This is a genomic window from Pseudoxanthomonas sp. (genome assembly GCF_035999195.1).
In the GTDB taxonomy this organism is placed as follows: Bacteria; Pseudomonadota; Gammaproteobacteria; order Xanthomonadales; family Xanthomonadaceae; genus Pseudoxanthomonas_A.
Genome location: NZ_DASYGY010000009.1, coordinates 482245 through 497499, shown reverse-complemented (window position 1 = coordinate 497499; position 15255 = coordinate 482245). Strand labels below are relative to the sequence as shown.

The following is a 15255-nucleotide window of genomic DNA, read 5'->3' as shown; positions in this document are numbered from 1 at the left end:
GGCCTGGACGCCCTGCGCTTCGACAACCGCTTCATCCGCGAGCTGCCGGGCGATCCGGAACAGGGAGTCCGCCGTCGCGAGGTGCGCGGTGCGCTGTGGTCGGTGATCGAACCGACGCCGGTGGCGGCACCGACCTTGCTGGCGCATTCGCGTGAGGTCGCTTCGTTGCTCGGCCTCGACGCTGCCGATGTCGCGTCGCCCGCCTTCGCGCAGGTGTTCGGCGGCAACGCGCTGCTGCAGGGCATGCAGCCGTACGCGGGCAACTACGGCGGCCACCAGTTCGGCAACTGGGCCGGACAACTCGGCGACGGCCGCGCCATCACGCTGGGCGAAGCGGTCAATGCGGCCGGTGAGCGCTGGGAACTGCAGCTGAAGGGCGCCGGCCCGACGCCGTACTCGCGCACCGCCGACGGGCGCGCGGTGCTGCGCTCCTCGATCCGCGAATTCCTGTGCAGCGAGGCGATGCACCATCTCGGCGTGCCGACGACGCGCGCGCTGAGCCTGGTCGGCACCGGCGAGCAGGTCGTGCGCGACATGTTCTACGACTGCCATCCGAAGCCCGAACCCGGCGCGGTGGTCTGCCGCGTGGCGCCGTCGTTCCTGCGTTTCGGCCATTACCAGTTGCCGGCGTCCCGCGGCGAGACCGACCTGCTGCGCGCGCTGGTGGAGTTCACCCTCCGCCGCGACTTCCCGCACCTGTCCGGCGCAGGCGAAGCGCTGTACGCCGCGTGGTTCGCCGAGGTCTGCGAACGCACGGCGGGGATGGTGGCGCACTGGATGCGGGTGGGCTTCGTCCATGGCGTGATGAATACCGACAACATGTCGGTGCTGGGCCTGACCATCGACTATGGGCCGTACGGCTGGATCGACGACTACGATCCGGACTGGACGCCGAACACCACCGATGCGCAGGGCCGGCGTTACCGCTTCGGCTGGCAGCCCCGGGTGGCGGGCTGGAACCTGAGCCGCCTGGCGCAGGCGCTGTCGCCGCTGTTCGATGGCGTGGAGGCCTTGCAGGACGGTCTGCAGCGCTACGCCGAGGCCTACGAACGGGCGGATCGCGACCGTGTCGCGCGCAAGCTGGGCCTGGCCGAATGCCGCGACGACGATGTCGAACGCATGCGGGCGCTGGAACGGCTGCTGCAGGACGGCGAGATCGACATGACGCTGTTCTTCCGCGGGCTGATGGACGCGGATCTGGCGGATGCGTCGCTGTCGGCGTTCGGCGATGCGTTCTACGACCCCGCCAAGCGCGACGCCATCGCGACGCCGCTCCGGGACTGGCTGGCGGCCTACGAGCGCCGTCTCGGAGACGACGCGCTCGACACCGCCGCGCGTCGCGAGCGCATGCGCCTGGCCAATCCGCGCTACGTGCTGCGCAATTACCTCGCCCAGCAGGCCATCGATGCGGCAGAAGCGGGCGACCTGTCCGCCGTCCACGACCTGCTGGAGGTCATGCGGCGGCCTTACGACGACCAGCCCGGTCGCGAGCGGTTCGCGCAGCGTCGGCCGGAGTGGGCGCGCGAACGCGCCGGCTGCTCGATGCTGTCGTGCAGTTCCTAGCGGAGCCGCGTTTCTGTAGGAGCGACGTCAGTCGCGACCGTACGTTCTGGCGCCCCCAGCTGCGTATGGCTGCATGGAGGCGCTGGCATGCGGTCGCGACTGACGTCGCTCCTACAACGGCGGGTGGCGCGCTAGCATGCACCATCCCCGCGGAGCCTGCCCATGATCACCGTCCACCACCTCAACAACTCCCGGTCGCAGCGCGTGCTCTGGCTGCTGGAGGAACTGGGTCTGGACTACACGGTGGTGCGCTACCAGCGCGATGCGAAGACGATGCTGGCGCCGCCGGAGCTGAAGAAGATCCACCCGCTGGGCAAGTCGCCGGTGGTGGTGGACGGCGAGCACGTGCTGGCCGAGTCCGGCGCCATCCTCGAATACCTGGTGGAACGCTACGACGCCGCGCGCCGGTTCGCGCCGTCGCCGGGCACGGCCGAACACCTGCGCTACCGCTACTGGCTGCATTACGCCGAAGGCTCGGCGATGCCGCCGATGCTGCTGAGCCTGGTGTTCTCGCGCCTGAAGAAGGCGCCCATGCCGTTCTTCGCCCGGCCGATCGCACGCGGAATCGCCGACAAGGCCATCAGGACCTTCGTCGGCCCGCAGGTGAAGCTGCATCTCGACTACATGGAGCAGGAACTCGGCAAGGCGGCCTGGTTCGCCGGCGAGCAGTTCAGCGCGGCCGACATCCAGATGAGCTTCCCCGTGGAAGCGGCGGCGGTGCGGGCCGGGCTGGACGCCCATCCCAACCTGGCCGGATTCCTCGCCCGCATCCACGCGCGTCCGGCCTACCAGCGGGCGCTGGAGCAGGGTGGTCCGTTCGACCTGCTGGGCTGAGCGGGACGCAGCATCCCGCACGGCGCGGTGGAATCGGCGTCGCGGCGACCCCATGACGTTGGCATCGTCATCGCCGGTGCCCTCATGATTCCGTACTCGCTCCTCGACCTGGCCCCCGTCTGCGAAGGCAGCGACACCACCCAGGCGTTCGACCACATGCGCGACCTGGCGCGGCACGCCGAGCGCTGGGGCTACACGCGTTACTGGCTGGCCGAACACCACAACATGCCGGGTATCGCCAGCGCGGCGACGGCGGTGCTGATCGGGCATGTTGCCGGGGCCACGTCGACGATCCGCGTCGGCGCCGGCGGCATCATGCTGCCGAATCATTCGCCGCTGCAGGTGGCCGAACAGTTCGGCACGCTGGCCTCGCTGTATCCCGGACGCATCGACCTGGGACTGGGACGTGCGCCCGGCACCGACCAGGCCACGGCACGCGCCTTGCGCCGCTACTTCGACAGCGCGGAGCAGTTCCCGCAGGACGTGCAGGAAGTGCTGCGCTACTTCGAACCGGTGCAGGAAGGACAGGCCGTGCGCGCCGTGCCGGGTGCCGGACTCGACGTGCCGGTCTGGTTGCTGGGCTCCAGCCTGTTCGGTGCGCAGCTGTCGGCCGCCCTGGGGCTGCCGTACGCATTCGCGTCGCACTTCGCGCCGGACGCGATGGACCAGGCGCTGCTGCTGTACCACCGCGATTTCCGCCCCTCGAAGCGGCTGGCGAAGCCGCACGCGATGCTGGCACTGAACGTGGTCGCGGGCGAGACCGACGAGGAAGCGCGCTATCTGTTCACCACCCAGCAGCAGGCCTTCGTCAACCTGCGTCGCGGCCGCGCCGGCCTGGTGCCGCCGCCGATCGACGACATCGAGACGTTCTGGCAGCCGCACGAGAAGGCCGGCGTCGCGCAGGCGCTGGCCTGCGCCGTCGTCGGCAGTCCCGATACGGTGCGCAAGGGCATTGCCGGCTTCATCCAGCGCCATCGCCCGGACGAACTGATGCTCACCGCCAACATCTTCGACCACGCCAAGCGCCTGCGCTCGTTCGAGATCGCCGCCGAGGCAATGTCGTAGGGCGGGCCTCGGCCCGCCGCCGCACGCGTTCCGGTTTGCGGATGATTGATTGCTTGTGCTGGCGGTTTCGATCATTGCCATCGCGAGCGGACGCATCGCAACGGCGGGCCGAGGCCCGCCCTACAGGGTGCCGCGTTGGACGAACGGCATGCGTCCGCAGGGTGACTTCGCCGCCGCGCGGATCGCCTGCATACCGGATTCGTCGTCGAACACCATCGTCTGCCGCTGCGGCACTTCGTGGGGCGGGCCTTGCCCGCCGTCGCACGCTTGGCGGCTTGCGGATGATGCATCGCGCGCGCTGACGGCGTCGGGAATGGCCATCGCGAGCGTAGGGATGGCAATCGCGGGCCGGGGCCCTCCCTACATCGTGCCGCGCTGGATGAAAGGCACGCGTTCGTACAGCCTGCGCTCGCCGCCGCGCGGATCGTCCTGCATGGCGGATTCGTCGTCGAACACCATCGTCTGCCGCTGCGGCAGCGTGTAGGGCGACCAGGCCGGAATGCCGTCATGGTTCGGGTCGCCGTGGCGGGCGAGGGCGATCAGGGCGCCGCTCATGCGCTGGGCCATCGCCCGTGCGCGCGCGTCGTCGCCGGTCTTCGACCCCTCGGCGGCCACGTTGTCGAACACCAGCGGAATGTCGAGCGTGTGGAGGGCGCGCAGGCGTCCGCTTTCCGCCGGCGATCGCCAATCGAGCTGGTAGACCCAGGCGGGCGACCCCTGTTTCGCGCGTTCTTCGGCTTCGATGATGGCGCCACGCCACGAGCGCCCGGCGGTGGTCGCCGCGAAGAACACCTCGGAGGGCGTGTAGTCCGGATACAGCCGCCGGTACTCGGCGATCACCACCTCCGGCGACAGGTCCACGTACTGCTGCTCGCGCAGCTTCTGCGGCACCTGCTCCCAGGTCAGGTCGAAGTTCGCGTCGTCGTTGCCGAGGAAGGCACGGGTCTCGTCGCGGGTATTGCCGATCACCATCGGGATGCGGGAGGACTGCGCCGGCGCATCCGGATAGAAGGGATGTCGGGGCAGGCTGCGGGAATCCAGCACCGGGCCGAAGTAGAGCGACGTGTTTTCCGCGCGCGACGGATCGCGGACCCGCGTGGCGTCCAGCAGACGCGCCATCGGCATCGCGAGCAACCCGTCGATGTCACCGGGTCGCAGGCCAAGTTCGGCCAGGAACAGCGCGCTGCGCTGTGCCGCGGCGCGCGGACCCGCGGCCGTGACCTGCTGTCCGCTCATCGTCATCGCCTGGTGGAACAGGCCGTCGGCCTCCGGCATCGCCATCAGCGTGGCGATCTTGGCGCCGCCGCCGGACTGGCCGAACACGGTGACATTGCCGGCGTCGCCGCCGAACTCGTGCGCGTGTTCGCGCACCCAGTGCAGCGCATCGATCAGGTCGAGCTGGCCGACGTTGCCGGCGTCGCGCAGGCGTTCGTCGCCGGTTTCGCCGAGGTAGAGATACCCGAACGCGTTGAGCCGATGGTTGACGGTGACCACCACCACGTCGCCGCGCCGGCACAGGTTCACGCCTTCGTAGAGCGGATGCGAGCCGGAGCCGTTGTTGTAGCCGCCGCCATGGATGTAGACCAGGATCGGACGCCGGCCGCCATCGCGCAGGGCAGGGGTGCAGACGTTGAGGAACAGGCAGTCCTCGCTGACCGGCTGTCCGTCGGCATCGCCGCGCTGGGGCGCGGACGCGCCGAAGCGGGTGGCGTCACGCACGCCGGTCCAGGCCGTCTCGCGCAGGGCGCGCTGGAAGCGCCGGGGGGCGGTATCGGCGCCGTAGGGCACGCCACGGAAGACATGGATGCCGCGGTCCATGCGGCCGGCGATGCGTCCGCTGCGGGTGGTCGCGACGCTGGCCCGGGCGGCGGAGGCGACTGCGGGCAGGCAGACCGAGGTGAGTGCGAGGACGGAGGTGCCGGCCAAGCGGGCCAGTAAGCGGCGGCGGTCGGCCATATCGAGCGTTGAGGTCATGGAAACCCTGTTATGACACCGGTTTCCGCGAGACTAGCAAAGGCCGCCGCGTCGGGAACGCCGCAGTGCGTCAGGCCGCCATGCCCGCCGCGTGGCCGGAGGCCCAGGCCCACTGGAAGTTGTAACCGCCCAGCCAGCCCGTGACGTCGAGGACTTCGCCCACGAAGAACAGGCCGGGCAGCTGTTTCGACATCATCGTGCTGCTGGATACGCCGTCGGTGTCCACACCGCCCAGCGTCACCTCGGCCGTGCGGTAGCCCTCGGTGCCGCTGGCAACCAGCGGCCAGTCCGAGAGCAGCGCCGCCGCTTCCTTCAACTGCGGGGGATTGAACTGCTTCATCGGCCGGTTCGGCAGCCAGACCTCGCACAGTCGCTGCGCGAAGCGGCGCGGCAGCGCGTCGGACAGCACCGTCTTCAGTTCCGCATCGGGGCGCTGCTTCTGCTGCGCCTGCAGCCAGTCCAGCGCGTCACGGTCGGGCAGCAGGTCCAGGCGCAGGTCGTCGCCGGGCTGCCAGTACGACGAGATCTGCAGGATCGACGGCCCGCTGACCCCGCGATGGGTCAGCAGCATGAAGTTGCGGAAGCGCGCCTTGCCGCAGCGCGCCTCGACCGGCAGGGCCACGCCACTGAGGTCCGCCAGCCGCTCCTGGTGCTTGCCGCTCAGCGTCAGCGGCACCAGGCCGGCGCGGGTCGGCAACACGTCGTGACCGAACTGCTTCGCCAGATCGTAGCCGAAGCCGGTCGCGCCCATGCTCGGGATCGACAGGCCGCCGGTGGCGACGACCAGCGAAGGCGCGGCGAAACGGCCCAGTGTGGTCTCCAGCCGGAATACGCCATCCGCGTGTTCGACGCGCACCACGCGGCAAGCGGTCTCGATGCGCACGCCGGCGGCCAGGCATTCGTCGACCAGCAGCTTGACGATGAGCTTGGACGACACGTCGCAGAACAGCTGGCCGAGTTCCTTCTCGTGGTAGGCGATGCGGTGTCGTTCGACCAGTCCGATGAAGTCCGCCGGCGTGTAGCGCGCCAGCGCCGACTTGCAGAAATGCGGATTGGCCGACAGGAAGTTCGCCGGCGTGGTGCCGGTGTTGGTGAAGTTGCAGCGTCCGCCGCCGGACATCAGGATCTTCTTGCCCACCTTGTTGGCGTGCTCGACCACCAGCACGCGCAGGCCGCGCTGGCCGGCGGTCAGGGCGGTCATCAGGCCGGCGGCACCACCGCCGATGACCAGCACGTCGTGGGTCGGCAGCATGCGGTCAGGCGGCGCGGGCGAGACCCGCCTGGCGGACCGACGGGGTGATGGCGATCGCCTGGTCGTCGGTCATCCACTGCATTTCGCCATCCTGGATCATCACGCTGAAGCGCATGCTGCGCACCATCAGGGCGGTGAGCGCCTCCACCGAAGCCGGGGCGATGTCGAGCACGGTCAGGTTGCGGTGGCGGGCGAGCAGCGCGGCATTCCGGTCCCACCACAGGTCGGCCGCGCGGCCGCCATAGTTGACCACGATGACCTCGCCGGACCGACCGCAGGCCTTGCGGATGCGGGATTCGTCGGGCTGGCCCAGGTCGATCCACTGCTCGATCAGGCCGGTGTAGTCCTTGCGCCACAGGTCGGGCTCTTCCTCGTTGCTCAGACCCTTGCCGAATTCCAGGCGCTCGTCGGCATGCAGGGCGAAGGCGATCAGGCGGACCATCAGCCGCTCGTCGGTTTCCGAGGGGTGCTGGGCCAGGGTCAGGCCATGGGCGCCGTAGTAGTGCCGGTCCATGTCGCTGATCTGCAGTTCGGCTTTGACGACGGTGGACTTGAGGGCCATGGCAGGGGTTCGGCGGAAGGGGCGCCATCATACGCCCGGGACGCTGGTGTCCCATGCCCGTGCGACAGCGCCCGACAGGGCGGCCGGACCTCCCTGTTCAGCTTGACGGCAACGAGGATTCGCTTTTACCTGAAAACCCCGGTAGAGTGCCGCCACTGTGCTTGCCAGGGTCACCGTGAATCGTGAGCCTGATGCGGTAGATACATCTGCTACATCTTCCCGCTTTACCAACGCCTGCAAACCCAGTCCCGTCCCGGTCATATGCCGGGGTTGTGGTCCTTTCATCCATGTTTCAGGAGTTAGTAAAGATGTCTGATCGTCAGACCGGTACCGTCAAGTGGTTCAACGACGCCAAGGGCTTCGGCTTCATCACCCCGCAGAGCGGCCCCGACCTGTTCGTGCACTTCCGCTCGATCCAGGGCAATGGCTTCAAGTCGCTGAAGGAAGGCCAGTCGGTCTCCTTCGTCGCCGTGCAGGGCCAGAAGGGCATGCAGGCCGACCAGGTGCAGCCGCTGTAATCCAGCGCTGAACCCGACGGTTCAAGAAAACGCCGGTGCGCAAGCGCCGGCGTTTTTGTTTGTGGGGTCAACGCTGTTGTAGGAGCGACGTGAGTCGCGACCGCCGACCGGGAAAGCCATTGCAACCCAATCATTCCAGACGGTGGCCGATGGCAGCCGTGGCTGGTCCGCGCATAATTCGCGGTACGGCAGGGTTGGGGGCGGCCACTCACGCCGTGCGGTCGCGACTCACGTCGCTCCTACAGCGTGGGCGTGCCTCAGAGTTTCCGCACCCGGAAGCTGCGGCCCTTGATCTTGCCGGCGTTGAGCCGGGACAGCGCGGCGGCGGCCTTGTCGCGCGCGACCGCCACGTAGGTACGCGTCGGGAAGACGTTGATCCTGCCGATCGCCGACGCCGGCAGGCCGGCGTCGCCGGTCAGCGCGCCCAGCACGTCGCCCGGGCGCAGCTTGTCGGTCTTGCCGGCGTCGATGCGCAGGGTGGTCATCGCGGCGGGCGGCGCGGCATGCGCCTTGGGGGCGGTCGGCACGTGGCGGTCCCACAGCAGGGGCGCGCCCAGGCGTTCTTCGATCATGGTGGCGCGCGGCAGTTCGCGCGGCGTGCACAGGCTGATCGCCAGTCCGTCGCGACCGGCGCGGCCGGTACGGCCGATACGGTGCACGTAGGTGTCGGCGTCGCTGGGCATGTCGTAGTTGACGACCAGTGCCAGGTCTTCGATGTCCAGTCCGCGCGCGGCCACGTCGCTGGCGACCAGTACGTTGCAGCTGCGATTGGCGAAGCGCACCAGCACTTCGTCACGGTCGCGCTGTTCCATGTCGCCATGCAGGGCCAGGGCGGAGAAGCCGAAGTGCTGCAGCGAGCCGGCCACTTCGTCCACGTCCTTGCGCATGTTGCAGAACACCACGCACGACTCCACGCCGTGCTGCGCCAGCAGGCCGGCCAGGGCGATCTGCTTGCGGTCCGGCTCCACCCGCACGAAGCGCTGTTCGATCGTCGCCTGTTCCTGCGGCGCATCCACCGTGACCTCCAGCGGATCGCGCAGGGTGCTGCGGGCGATCTCGCGGATGGCCTCGGTGAAGGTGGCGGAAAACAGCAGGCTCTGGCGATCCCTCGGCGTCTTGCCGGTGATCTCGCGGATCGGTTCCTCGAAGCCCATGTCGAGCATGCGGTCCGCTTCGTCCAGCACCAGCGTGCGCACGCCGCCCAGGTGCAGCGCCTTCTTGCGCAGCAGTTCCTGGATGCGGCCGGGCGTGCCGACCACGACATGCGGGTCGTGCGCTTCCAGCGAGCGCAGCTGCGGCTCCAGCGGCATGCCGCCGCAGAGGGTCAAGACCTTCAGGTTGGGAAGGCCGAGCGCCAGCTTGCGCAGTTGCTGCGCCACCTGGTCCGCCAGTTCACGGGTGGGGCACAGCACCAGGGCCTGGGTGCGCACGCTGGCGACCTCCAGCCGGTGCAGCAGGCCGAGTCCGAAGGCCGCCGTCTTGCCGCTGCCGGTCGGCGCCTGCGCAATCACGTCGCGGCCGTCGAGGATGGCGGGCAGGCTGCGGGCCTGGATGGGAGTGGGACGGGTGTAGCCGAGCGCCTGGACGCCCTGCTGCAGGCCGGGCGCCAGCGGAAGCGAGGTGAAATCGATCATGCGGCATTTTCGCAGATCGGCGCGGCCACCGCCGGGACGCGCTACTGCAGGTCGGGAAAGTCTGCTTCCGGCAGGGCGATGAACGACCAGAACGGAACCTCGTTCGCGGTCCAGAACTGCGAGACCTCGTCCAGGATGTCCAGCAGCGTATCGAAGTCCGCCTCGGCGCGGTCGCGCAGGTCGTGCGCCTGCTCGAACAACAGCACGTAGCCCGGCGCGTCCAGCCACGACAGGTCGCGCAGGCTGTCCGACAGCGCATCCCAGTTGCGGCCCGAGGTCTGCGGGAAGTCGAGCACCGTGGCGATGCGAAGCAGCAGGGCGGACTTGCTGTCGCAGCCGGACAGGTCGATGCGACGCGCCAGCAGGCCGGCATCGCGACCGACGGCGGCCAACGGGTCCAGATCGTCCTCGGTGACGAAGAAGACGCCTGCGCGGGCGGGATCGGCCAGGCCGGGATCGAAACCGGATTCGCTCATGGCGTGGCTCCGCGGTCCAGCTCGAACCGGCGGAAGCTCTCGTAGTGGTCGTCGGTGTAGTAGTACTCGCGCGGCGGCTGCCCGCCGGTGACGATGCGCCGCTCGCCGCGATGGTCCAATCCCGGTGTCTCGACGGTGTACTCGCGGTAGTAACCGCGCGATTGCCGCGGCAGCCGTCCCTCGCGATTCTGGAAGACGCTGCCGTCCTGGCGGTGCGGGAACGGTCCGCCGCGCGCGATCAGCGCCAGCGTGTCCCGCGCTTCGGCGGGCAGGAAGGCGGGCAGTGTGGCCGTGGCGGGCGCGGGCGACGGCGCCGCACGCGGGGTCGTCGGCGCGACGTCGGGCACCTCGCCGGCCAGCGCGCCGGGTCGCGTCTGCTCCACCGGCGGCAACGCCAGGACCGCACTGGTGTGTCCGGGGTCGGGCCCCTGGTCACGGGTGGCGACCGGTGCGGTGGGAGACTCGTCGCGCTGCGACCACCACCAGCCACCGGCGGCGAGCACGAGCAACGCGATGAAGGCGAACAGCGGCAGGCGTTGGCGGCTCTGGCGGCGGGCGCGGGAACGTCGGGTCATGCCTGCCTCATTCCGCCAGGAAGCGGCCGCAACCGCGGTAGGCCGTGCCGGCCACCGTCAGGATGGCCGACGCCGGATACGTGGTGTCGCTCATGCCGTCGCTGCAGGCTTCGCGCGCCGTGGTCAGCGATACCGCCTGGCCATCGGCGGTGCTGCCGACGTAGCCGTCCGCCGTCCGGGTGGCGCGGGCCACCTCGATGCGGCGCTCGCCGTAGTCCAGATCGCCCCACAGACGTGGCGTCGCGCCGCCGCCGACCTCCACCGACCAGCCCGGCTCGGTGCCGATGCCGCGGAACACGCTGCCGCGGGCCTTGGCCTGCTCCCAGGGCGTGCCCGTCACAGGCGCCGCCGGATCCGCGCCGGCGCGCACCATGCGGAACTCGACCGGCGCCGTCGAGCCGGGTGTCGCCGGCACCCGGGTGTCGGTGACGAACCAGAGTGTGCCCTGCGCGTCGCGCAGGCCGGCATGCAGGCCGTACTGTCCGTTCGGTCGCAGCTTGGCCGGGTCGTAGGGCAGGGTGAAGACGAAGGGAGGACCGTTGAGCCCGGCGAAGTCGGCGCGGGCCACGACGGCTGCCGGCGTGTCGGCCAACTGGTGGTCCACCAGCTGCACGCTCAGGACCGCGCCGGGCGGCGGCGCGATCCGTTCCATGTAAAGCGCACGGCCCTGGATCGCGGCCGGGACGCGCGATTCCGCAGTGGAGGGCGGATCCGGCGTCGGCGCGGTGGCCGGGGACTGGCAGCCCGCCAGTGCGAGCAGGCAGGCGGTGGTCAGCAGGGGACGGAACATCGCGCGCTCCTGGTGGCGGTGGCGGGCCGCCAGCTTAGCGGTGGCGGACGTAATGGTTCGTCAACGCGCGGAGCGTCGCGCGTCGGGCTCGGATGCGAAGGCAGGAGTCCGGTAGCAGGATCGCCACGTCGGCAGCAGGCACGCAGCACGCGATGGACGGCGCCCATCGCGACGATTCAGTTTTGCGATGGGCGCCGGCGCACGTGGCCGACTAGTATCGGGACCGACGCCATCGCCAGGTGCGAGGAGTACGACGGCATGAACCGTGTGCTGCACCCGTTCGCCCAGACGCGCACGCTGTCGGCGTGGCCGTATGCCGTGGCCACGCTGGCGATCTTCGGTGTGGCGTTGTGGCTGGTGGCGACCGTTCCGGTGGACGATGCCGATGGCCTTCGGCGCGCGATGCGCGGGGGAGCCCTGTGCGCCCTGGCGACCGCCCTCGGCGCGATGCCGGTGTGGGTAGTGAAGCATCTGCATCAACGGCTGGCGGACGGCCTGCTGGGCTTCGGTGCCGGCGTGATGCTGGCGGCGACGGCATTCTCGCTGGTGTTGCCCGGGCTGGACGCCGCAGGCCGCGCGGGATATTCGGCGTGGGGCGCCGCCGGCCTGGTCAGTGCAGGGGTGTTGCTGGGTGCGTTCGCCCTGCTGGCGCTGGACCGGGGTGTGGTGGACGATCCGCGCGACGCCAACCGCGACCTGGTACCGTCGCGCGTGGTGCTGTTCGTGCTCGCCATCGTGCTGCACAACGTGCCCGAAGGCATGGCCGTGGGGGTGGCGGCCGGCGGCGGGCTGCGCGGGGCGGAAGGCCTGGCGATGGGCATCTCGCTGCAGGACATTCCGGAAGGCCTGGTCGTCGCCCTGATCCTGGCCAGCGCGGGCATGGCGCGCAGCAAGGCGGTTTTCATCGGCGCGCTGTCGGGCGTGGCCGAACCGGTCGCGGCGCTGCTCAGTGCGTGGGCGGTGGCCGTGTCGTCGCTGCTGTTGCCCTGGGGTCTGGCGTTCGCCGCCGGTGCCATGCTGATCGCCGTCAGTCACAGCGTGATTCCCGAGTCCAACCGGCATGGCAACGGGGCCACGGCATCACTGGGCCTGGCAGTCGGCTTCTGCCTGATGATGGCGCTGGATACCGCGCTGGGTTGACCCCCGCGCGCGGCATGCGCACGCTGCACCGGGTCGCCCTGGAGCCCGCACATGACCGAACCGCTGACGATCATCGGCAACTACCTGTCGCCTTACGTGCGCAAGGTGCTGGTGTGCCTGGAACTGAAAGGCATCCCGTACCGGATCGATCCGATCGCCCCGTTCGTGGGCAACGAGGCGTTCGGCCGGCTCAGTCCGCTCCGGCGCATCCCGGTGCTGCTCGACGGCGATCTGGTGCTCAACGATTCCACCGTCATCTGCGAATACCTGCAGGACCGCTTCCCCGATATCCCGCTGTATCCGACCGATCCGGTGCGGCGTGCGCAGGCGCGCTGGCTGGAGGAATACAGCGATTCGCAGCTGGGCGACGTCATCGTCTGGCGCATGTTCTTCCAGAAGGGGGTGCGCCGGTTCCTGTTCAACGAGCCAACCGACGAAGACGTGGTGCGCAGGGCGCGCGAGGAGGAACTGCCGGCCGCGCTGGACTACCTGGAGGCGCAGCTGCCGGAACAGGGATGGATCTTCGGCGAGCTGTCCATCGCCGACATCAGCATCGCAGCGTTCTTCCGCAATGCCGTGTTCGTGCGCTACCAGGTGGATGCGGCGCGCTGGCCGCGCATGGCGGGCCTGCTCGAACGCGCATGGGCCTTGCCTGCATTCCAGACGCTGGCGCGCTATGAGGATGGAACCCTGCGTACACCGCTGCCGGAGCAACGCGCCGCGCTGGCCGCGATCGGCGCGCCGCTCACCGACACCACGTATGGAACTGCCGCGCCGCGCTACGGCGTGCGGCGCCCGGGCTGATCGCGCTTCTGCGCTTCTGTAGGAGCGACGTGAGTCGCGACCGCGCCCCGATAGCAGTACACCGTGCAGTGGCAAGAACGCGCCGCAGCGCGCCCGGAAGGAGAACCATCGGCTTTACGCGTGGAGGTTAGGCTTGCGGTCGCGACTCACGTCGCTCCTACGGGGGATGATCAGGGCGCCGTATCCACGCGCAGCACGGGATACAGCTGATAACGCTCATCCCACGAAGGATGGCGGCGGTAGAAGAACTCGAGCCGCGCATTCGGATCCGCCGCGAACGCCTTGTCCTCGCGCAGCTTCTGCTCGAACTCCGCCTTCACCGCCGGATCGCGCAGCATCTCGCGCGCCACGCTCTCGGCGACATAGTCCTCCATGTACTCCTTGCGTTCGAAGGCGTTGTTGAACCGCCCCCACGCCAGCAGCGAATCCGGTGCCAGCGGTTCCAGCAATGCCATCACCAGGCGCGATTTCGCCTGCGCGATCGGCACGAACAGCGACCCGGTTGGCACGCCGCGTGTCTCGCGCCGCCAGTCCCCTTCCACGGTCAGGCGCTGGTGGCTCTCCACCGATCCGCTGCCGAAGCTGCGCTTGCTGGCGCGGAAGGCGTCCGCTTCGTCCTGCCACGGTTTGCCGAGCAGGCGGTAGTCCACGCCATGCGTCCTCAGTACAGCCGCCACCCATGAGGCGTCGGCGGCGGGCACCAGATAGCCGGCACCGGGCGCCTCGACGACCACACCAGGGCGGATGTCGTCCTTCAGTGGCACCTTCCAGATCTGCGGCGTCTTCTCGTCGTAGCGCGTCATCAGGGCGCCGGAGACATCCGATGTCGTTCGCGTGTAGGCGTAGCCGCGGAAATCCACCGTGCGCGCGGTCGGCGCCGCGACATACGTCAGTGGCTCCTGCTGACGGCCCAGCGCGGCTGCGGCGACATCGGCCTGCTTCGCCGCCGCCAGCCAGCCCGCGCCGTCGCGTGCGACGCGTTCCAGTACGGATACCACCGTATTGCGGGTGATGCGCACGCGCACCGGATATTCCTTCCACGAATGCGTTTCCACCAGCATGGCGATGCGGTTGCGCAGCAGGAAGTAGCCGTGCGAGAAGCGCGGCGGCGGCACGCTGTCCTCGAACCCCGAGGTCGGGTCGTCGCTCACGACGAACGACGGATAGTAGGGCAGGGGCAGCGAACCCTGCTTCGCCAGGTCGTCGATCACGCCGGTGCGCAATGCCAGGCCGGCCTTGCGCAAGTCGGCATCGCCGGCATGCACGGGCTCGACCTGGATCGAGATGTCGTGCTCGAACTGCGCGCCGTTGGTGGCGTGCAGGTCCACGGTCACCAGCGGATCCCAGCGCTGCACGAGCTGCAGCATCGCCTGCATCTCGGGCGTGTCGGCTTTCAGGTAGTCGCGGTTGAGGTTGTAGTTCTGCGCGGTGGTGCGCCAGCCCATTTCCTTCGGGCCACGCTGGTTGGGGCGGTTCCAGGCGCCGAAGCGTTCGTGGCCGTCGACGTTGAACACCGGCACGAACACCCACACCAGGTTGTCGAGTGCGCCGGTGGCCGTCTTGCCTTCCAGCACCTCGCGCAGGGCGAGGAAGCCTGCGTCCTTGCCATCGATTTCGCCGGCGTGGATGCCGCCCTGGATCAGCACCACCGGCAGGCCGCGTCGCTGCGCCTGCTCGGGCGTGAGCGCGCCGCTGGTGGACGCGATGAGCGCCTTCATCGGACGTCCTTCCGGTGTGGTGCCGAACGTGGTGCAGCGGACCGCCTTCGGATACTGGCGCGCGAAGGCATCGCACAGCGCGGTGACTTCCCCGTAGCGACCGGTCTCGTTGAAGCCGGATCGCTCGGCGACGGTGATCAATGCGGACTGGGCGTTCGCCGCCGATGCCAGGGCCAGCAGGAGGGAGGCGCAGAGCGGACGCAGCATGGGGAGTTCCTGAACAGGGCAGGGGCGCATGATGCCCGGCAATCGCGGTCAGTCCCAGTCCCCGACCGCCTGCGTGCGGGCTTCCGGCGGTTCGACCCTGCGCGGGCGGATACGGTAACCTTCCGGGACTTTTTCACCGGAAG

The 15255-nt window shown here is 69.4% G+C and carries 15 protein-coding genes; 6 read left to right on the top strand and 9 right to left on the bottom strand.

All coding sequences use genetic code 11. From position 1 onward, the window contains the following. Window positions 1–3: 3 nt before the first annotated feature. The 3 genes from VGN58_RS09475 (at window position 4) to VGN58_RS09465 (ending at window position 3462) form a co-directional block, all read left to right on the top strand. A complete protein-coding gene (locus tag VGN58_RS09475) occupies window positions 4–1563 on the top strand; it encodes a protein adenylyltransferase SelO (RefSeq protein ID WP_422662750.1) in 1560 nt (519 codons plus the stop codon). A 162-nt stretch (window positions 1564–1725) separates the two neighbouring features. After that, a complete protein-coding gene (locus VGN58_RS09470) occupies window positions 1726–2397 on the top strand; it encodes a glutathione S-transferase (RefSeq protein WP_327482996.1) in 672 nt (223 codons plus the stop codon). A gap of 84 nt (window positions 2398–2481) precedes the next feature. Next, window positions 2482–3462 (top strand): LLM class flavin-dependent oxidoreductase, encoded by a 981-nt coding sequence (locus VGN58_RS09465; RefSeq protein WP_327482995.1) that lies wholly within the window; start codon window positions 2482–2484, stop codon window positions 3460–3462. Window positions 3463–3582: 120 nt separating this feature from the next. On the opposite strand, the gene VGN58_RS09460 is transcribed toward VGN58_RS09465, so the two are convergent. The 4 genes from VGN58_RS09460 to VGN58_RS09445 all read right to left on the bottom strand — a co-directional run bounded on the left by VGN58_RS09460 (window position 3583) and on the right by VGN58_RS09445 (window position 7250). Further along, window positions 3583–3783 carry a hypothetical protein gene (locus VGN58_RS09460; RefSeq protein ID WP_327482994.1) on the bottom strand — a complete coding sequence of 67 codons (201 nt, stop codon included), beginning with the start codon at window positions 3781–3783 and terminating at the stop codon, window positions 3583–3585. Between the two features lie 39 nt (window positions 3784–3822). Next, window positions 3823–5436 (bottom strand): carboxylesterase/lipase family protein, encoded by a 1614-nt coding sequence (locus tag VGN58_RS09455; protein ID WP_414710777.1) that lies wholly within the window; start codon window positions 5434–5436, stop codon window positions 3823–3825. A gap of 70 nt (window positions 5437–5506) precedes the next feature. Then, a complete protein-coding gene (locus VGN58_RS09450) occupies window positions 5507–6688 on the bottom strand; it encodes an NAD(P)/FAD-dependent oxidoreductase (RefSeq protein WP_327482993.1) in 1182 nt (393 codons plus the stop codon). A gap of 4 nt (window positions 6689–6692) precedes the next feature. Beyond that, window positions 6693–7250: a YaeQ family protein gene (locus VGN58_RS09445; RefSeq protein WP_327482992.1), complete on the bottom strand. Its 558-nt coding sequence runs from the start codon at window positions 7248–7250 to the stop codon at window positions 6693–6695. A 308-nt stretch (window positions 7251–7558) separates the two neighbouring features. On the opposite strand from VGN58_RS09445, the gene VGN58_RS09440 reads away from it, so the two are divergent. Further along, window positions 7559–7768, top strand: coding sequence for a cold-shock protein (locus tag VGN58_RS09440; RefSeq protein WP_296278241.1), 210 nt, complete (start codon window positions 7559–7561; stop codon window positions 7766–7768). Window positions 7769–8025: 257 nt separating this feature from the next. On the opposite strand, the gene dbpA is transcribed toward VGN58_RS09440, so the two are convergent. The 4 genes from dbpA to VGN58_RS09420 are packed head-to-tail and all read right to left on the bottom strand — an operon-like array spanning window position 8026 to window position 11243. After that, a complete protein-coding gene (dbpA, locus tag VGN58_RS09435; RefSeq protein WP_327482991.1) occupies window positions 8026–9402 on the bottom strand; it encodes an ATP-dependent RNA helicase DbpA in 1377 nt (458 codons plus the stop codon). Window positions 9403–9443: 41 nt separating this feature from the next. Further along, window positions 9444–9878 (bottom strand): barstar family protein, encoded by a 435-nt coding sequence (locus tag VGN58_RS09430; protein WP_327482990.1) that lies wholly within the window; start codon window positions 9876–9878, stop codon window positions 9444–9446. Further along, entirely contained in the window at window positions 9875–10453 is a 579-nt protein-coding gene (locus tag VGN58_RS09425; RefSeq protein ID WP_327482989.1) for a ribonuclease domain-containing protein, read from the bottom strand. Before VGN58_RS09425 ends, VGN58_RS09430 begins: the two co-directional genes overlap by 4 nt. Window positions 10454–10460: 7 nt before the next feature. Further along, window positions 10461–11243 (bottom strand): YbaY family lipoprotein, encoded by a 783-nt coding sequence (locus VGN58_RS09420; protein WP_327482988.1) that lies wholly within the window; start codon window positions 11241–11243, stop codon window positions 10461–10463. 258 nt (window positions 11244–11501) lie between these two features. Here VGN58_RS09420 and VGN58_RS09415 point away from each other — a divergent pair, with 258 nt between their 5' ends. Continuing rightward, entirely contained in the window at window positions 11502–12383 is an 882-nt protein-coding gene (locus VGN58_RS09415) for a ZIP family metal transporter (RefSeq protein ID WP_327482987.1), read from the top strand. A gap of 51 nt (window positions 12384–12434) precedes the next feature. Next, complete coding sequence (locus VGN58_RS09410) at window positions 12435–13187, top strand: glutathione S-transferase family protein (RefSeq protein ID WP_327482986.1); 753 nt, start codon at window positions 12435–12437, stop codon at window positions 13185–13187. 170 nt (window positions 13188–13357) lie between these two features. Here the strand turns inward: VGN58_RS09410 and VGN58_RS09405 are convergent, their stop codons facing one another. Next, on the bottom strand, window positions 13358–15112 hold the full coding sequence (locus VGN58_RS09405) for a M14 family metallopeptidase (protein WP_327482985.1): 1755 nt from the start codon (window positions 15110–15112) through the stop codon (window positions 13358–13360). Window positions 15113–15255: the final 143 nt, after the last annotated feature.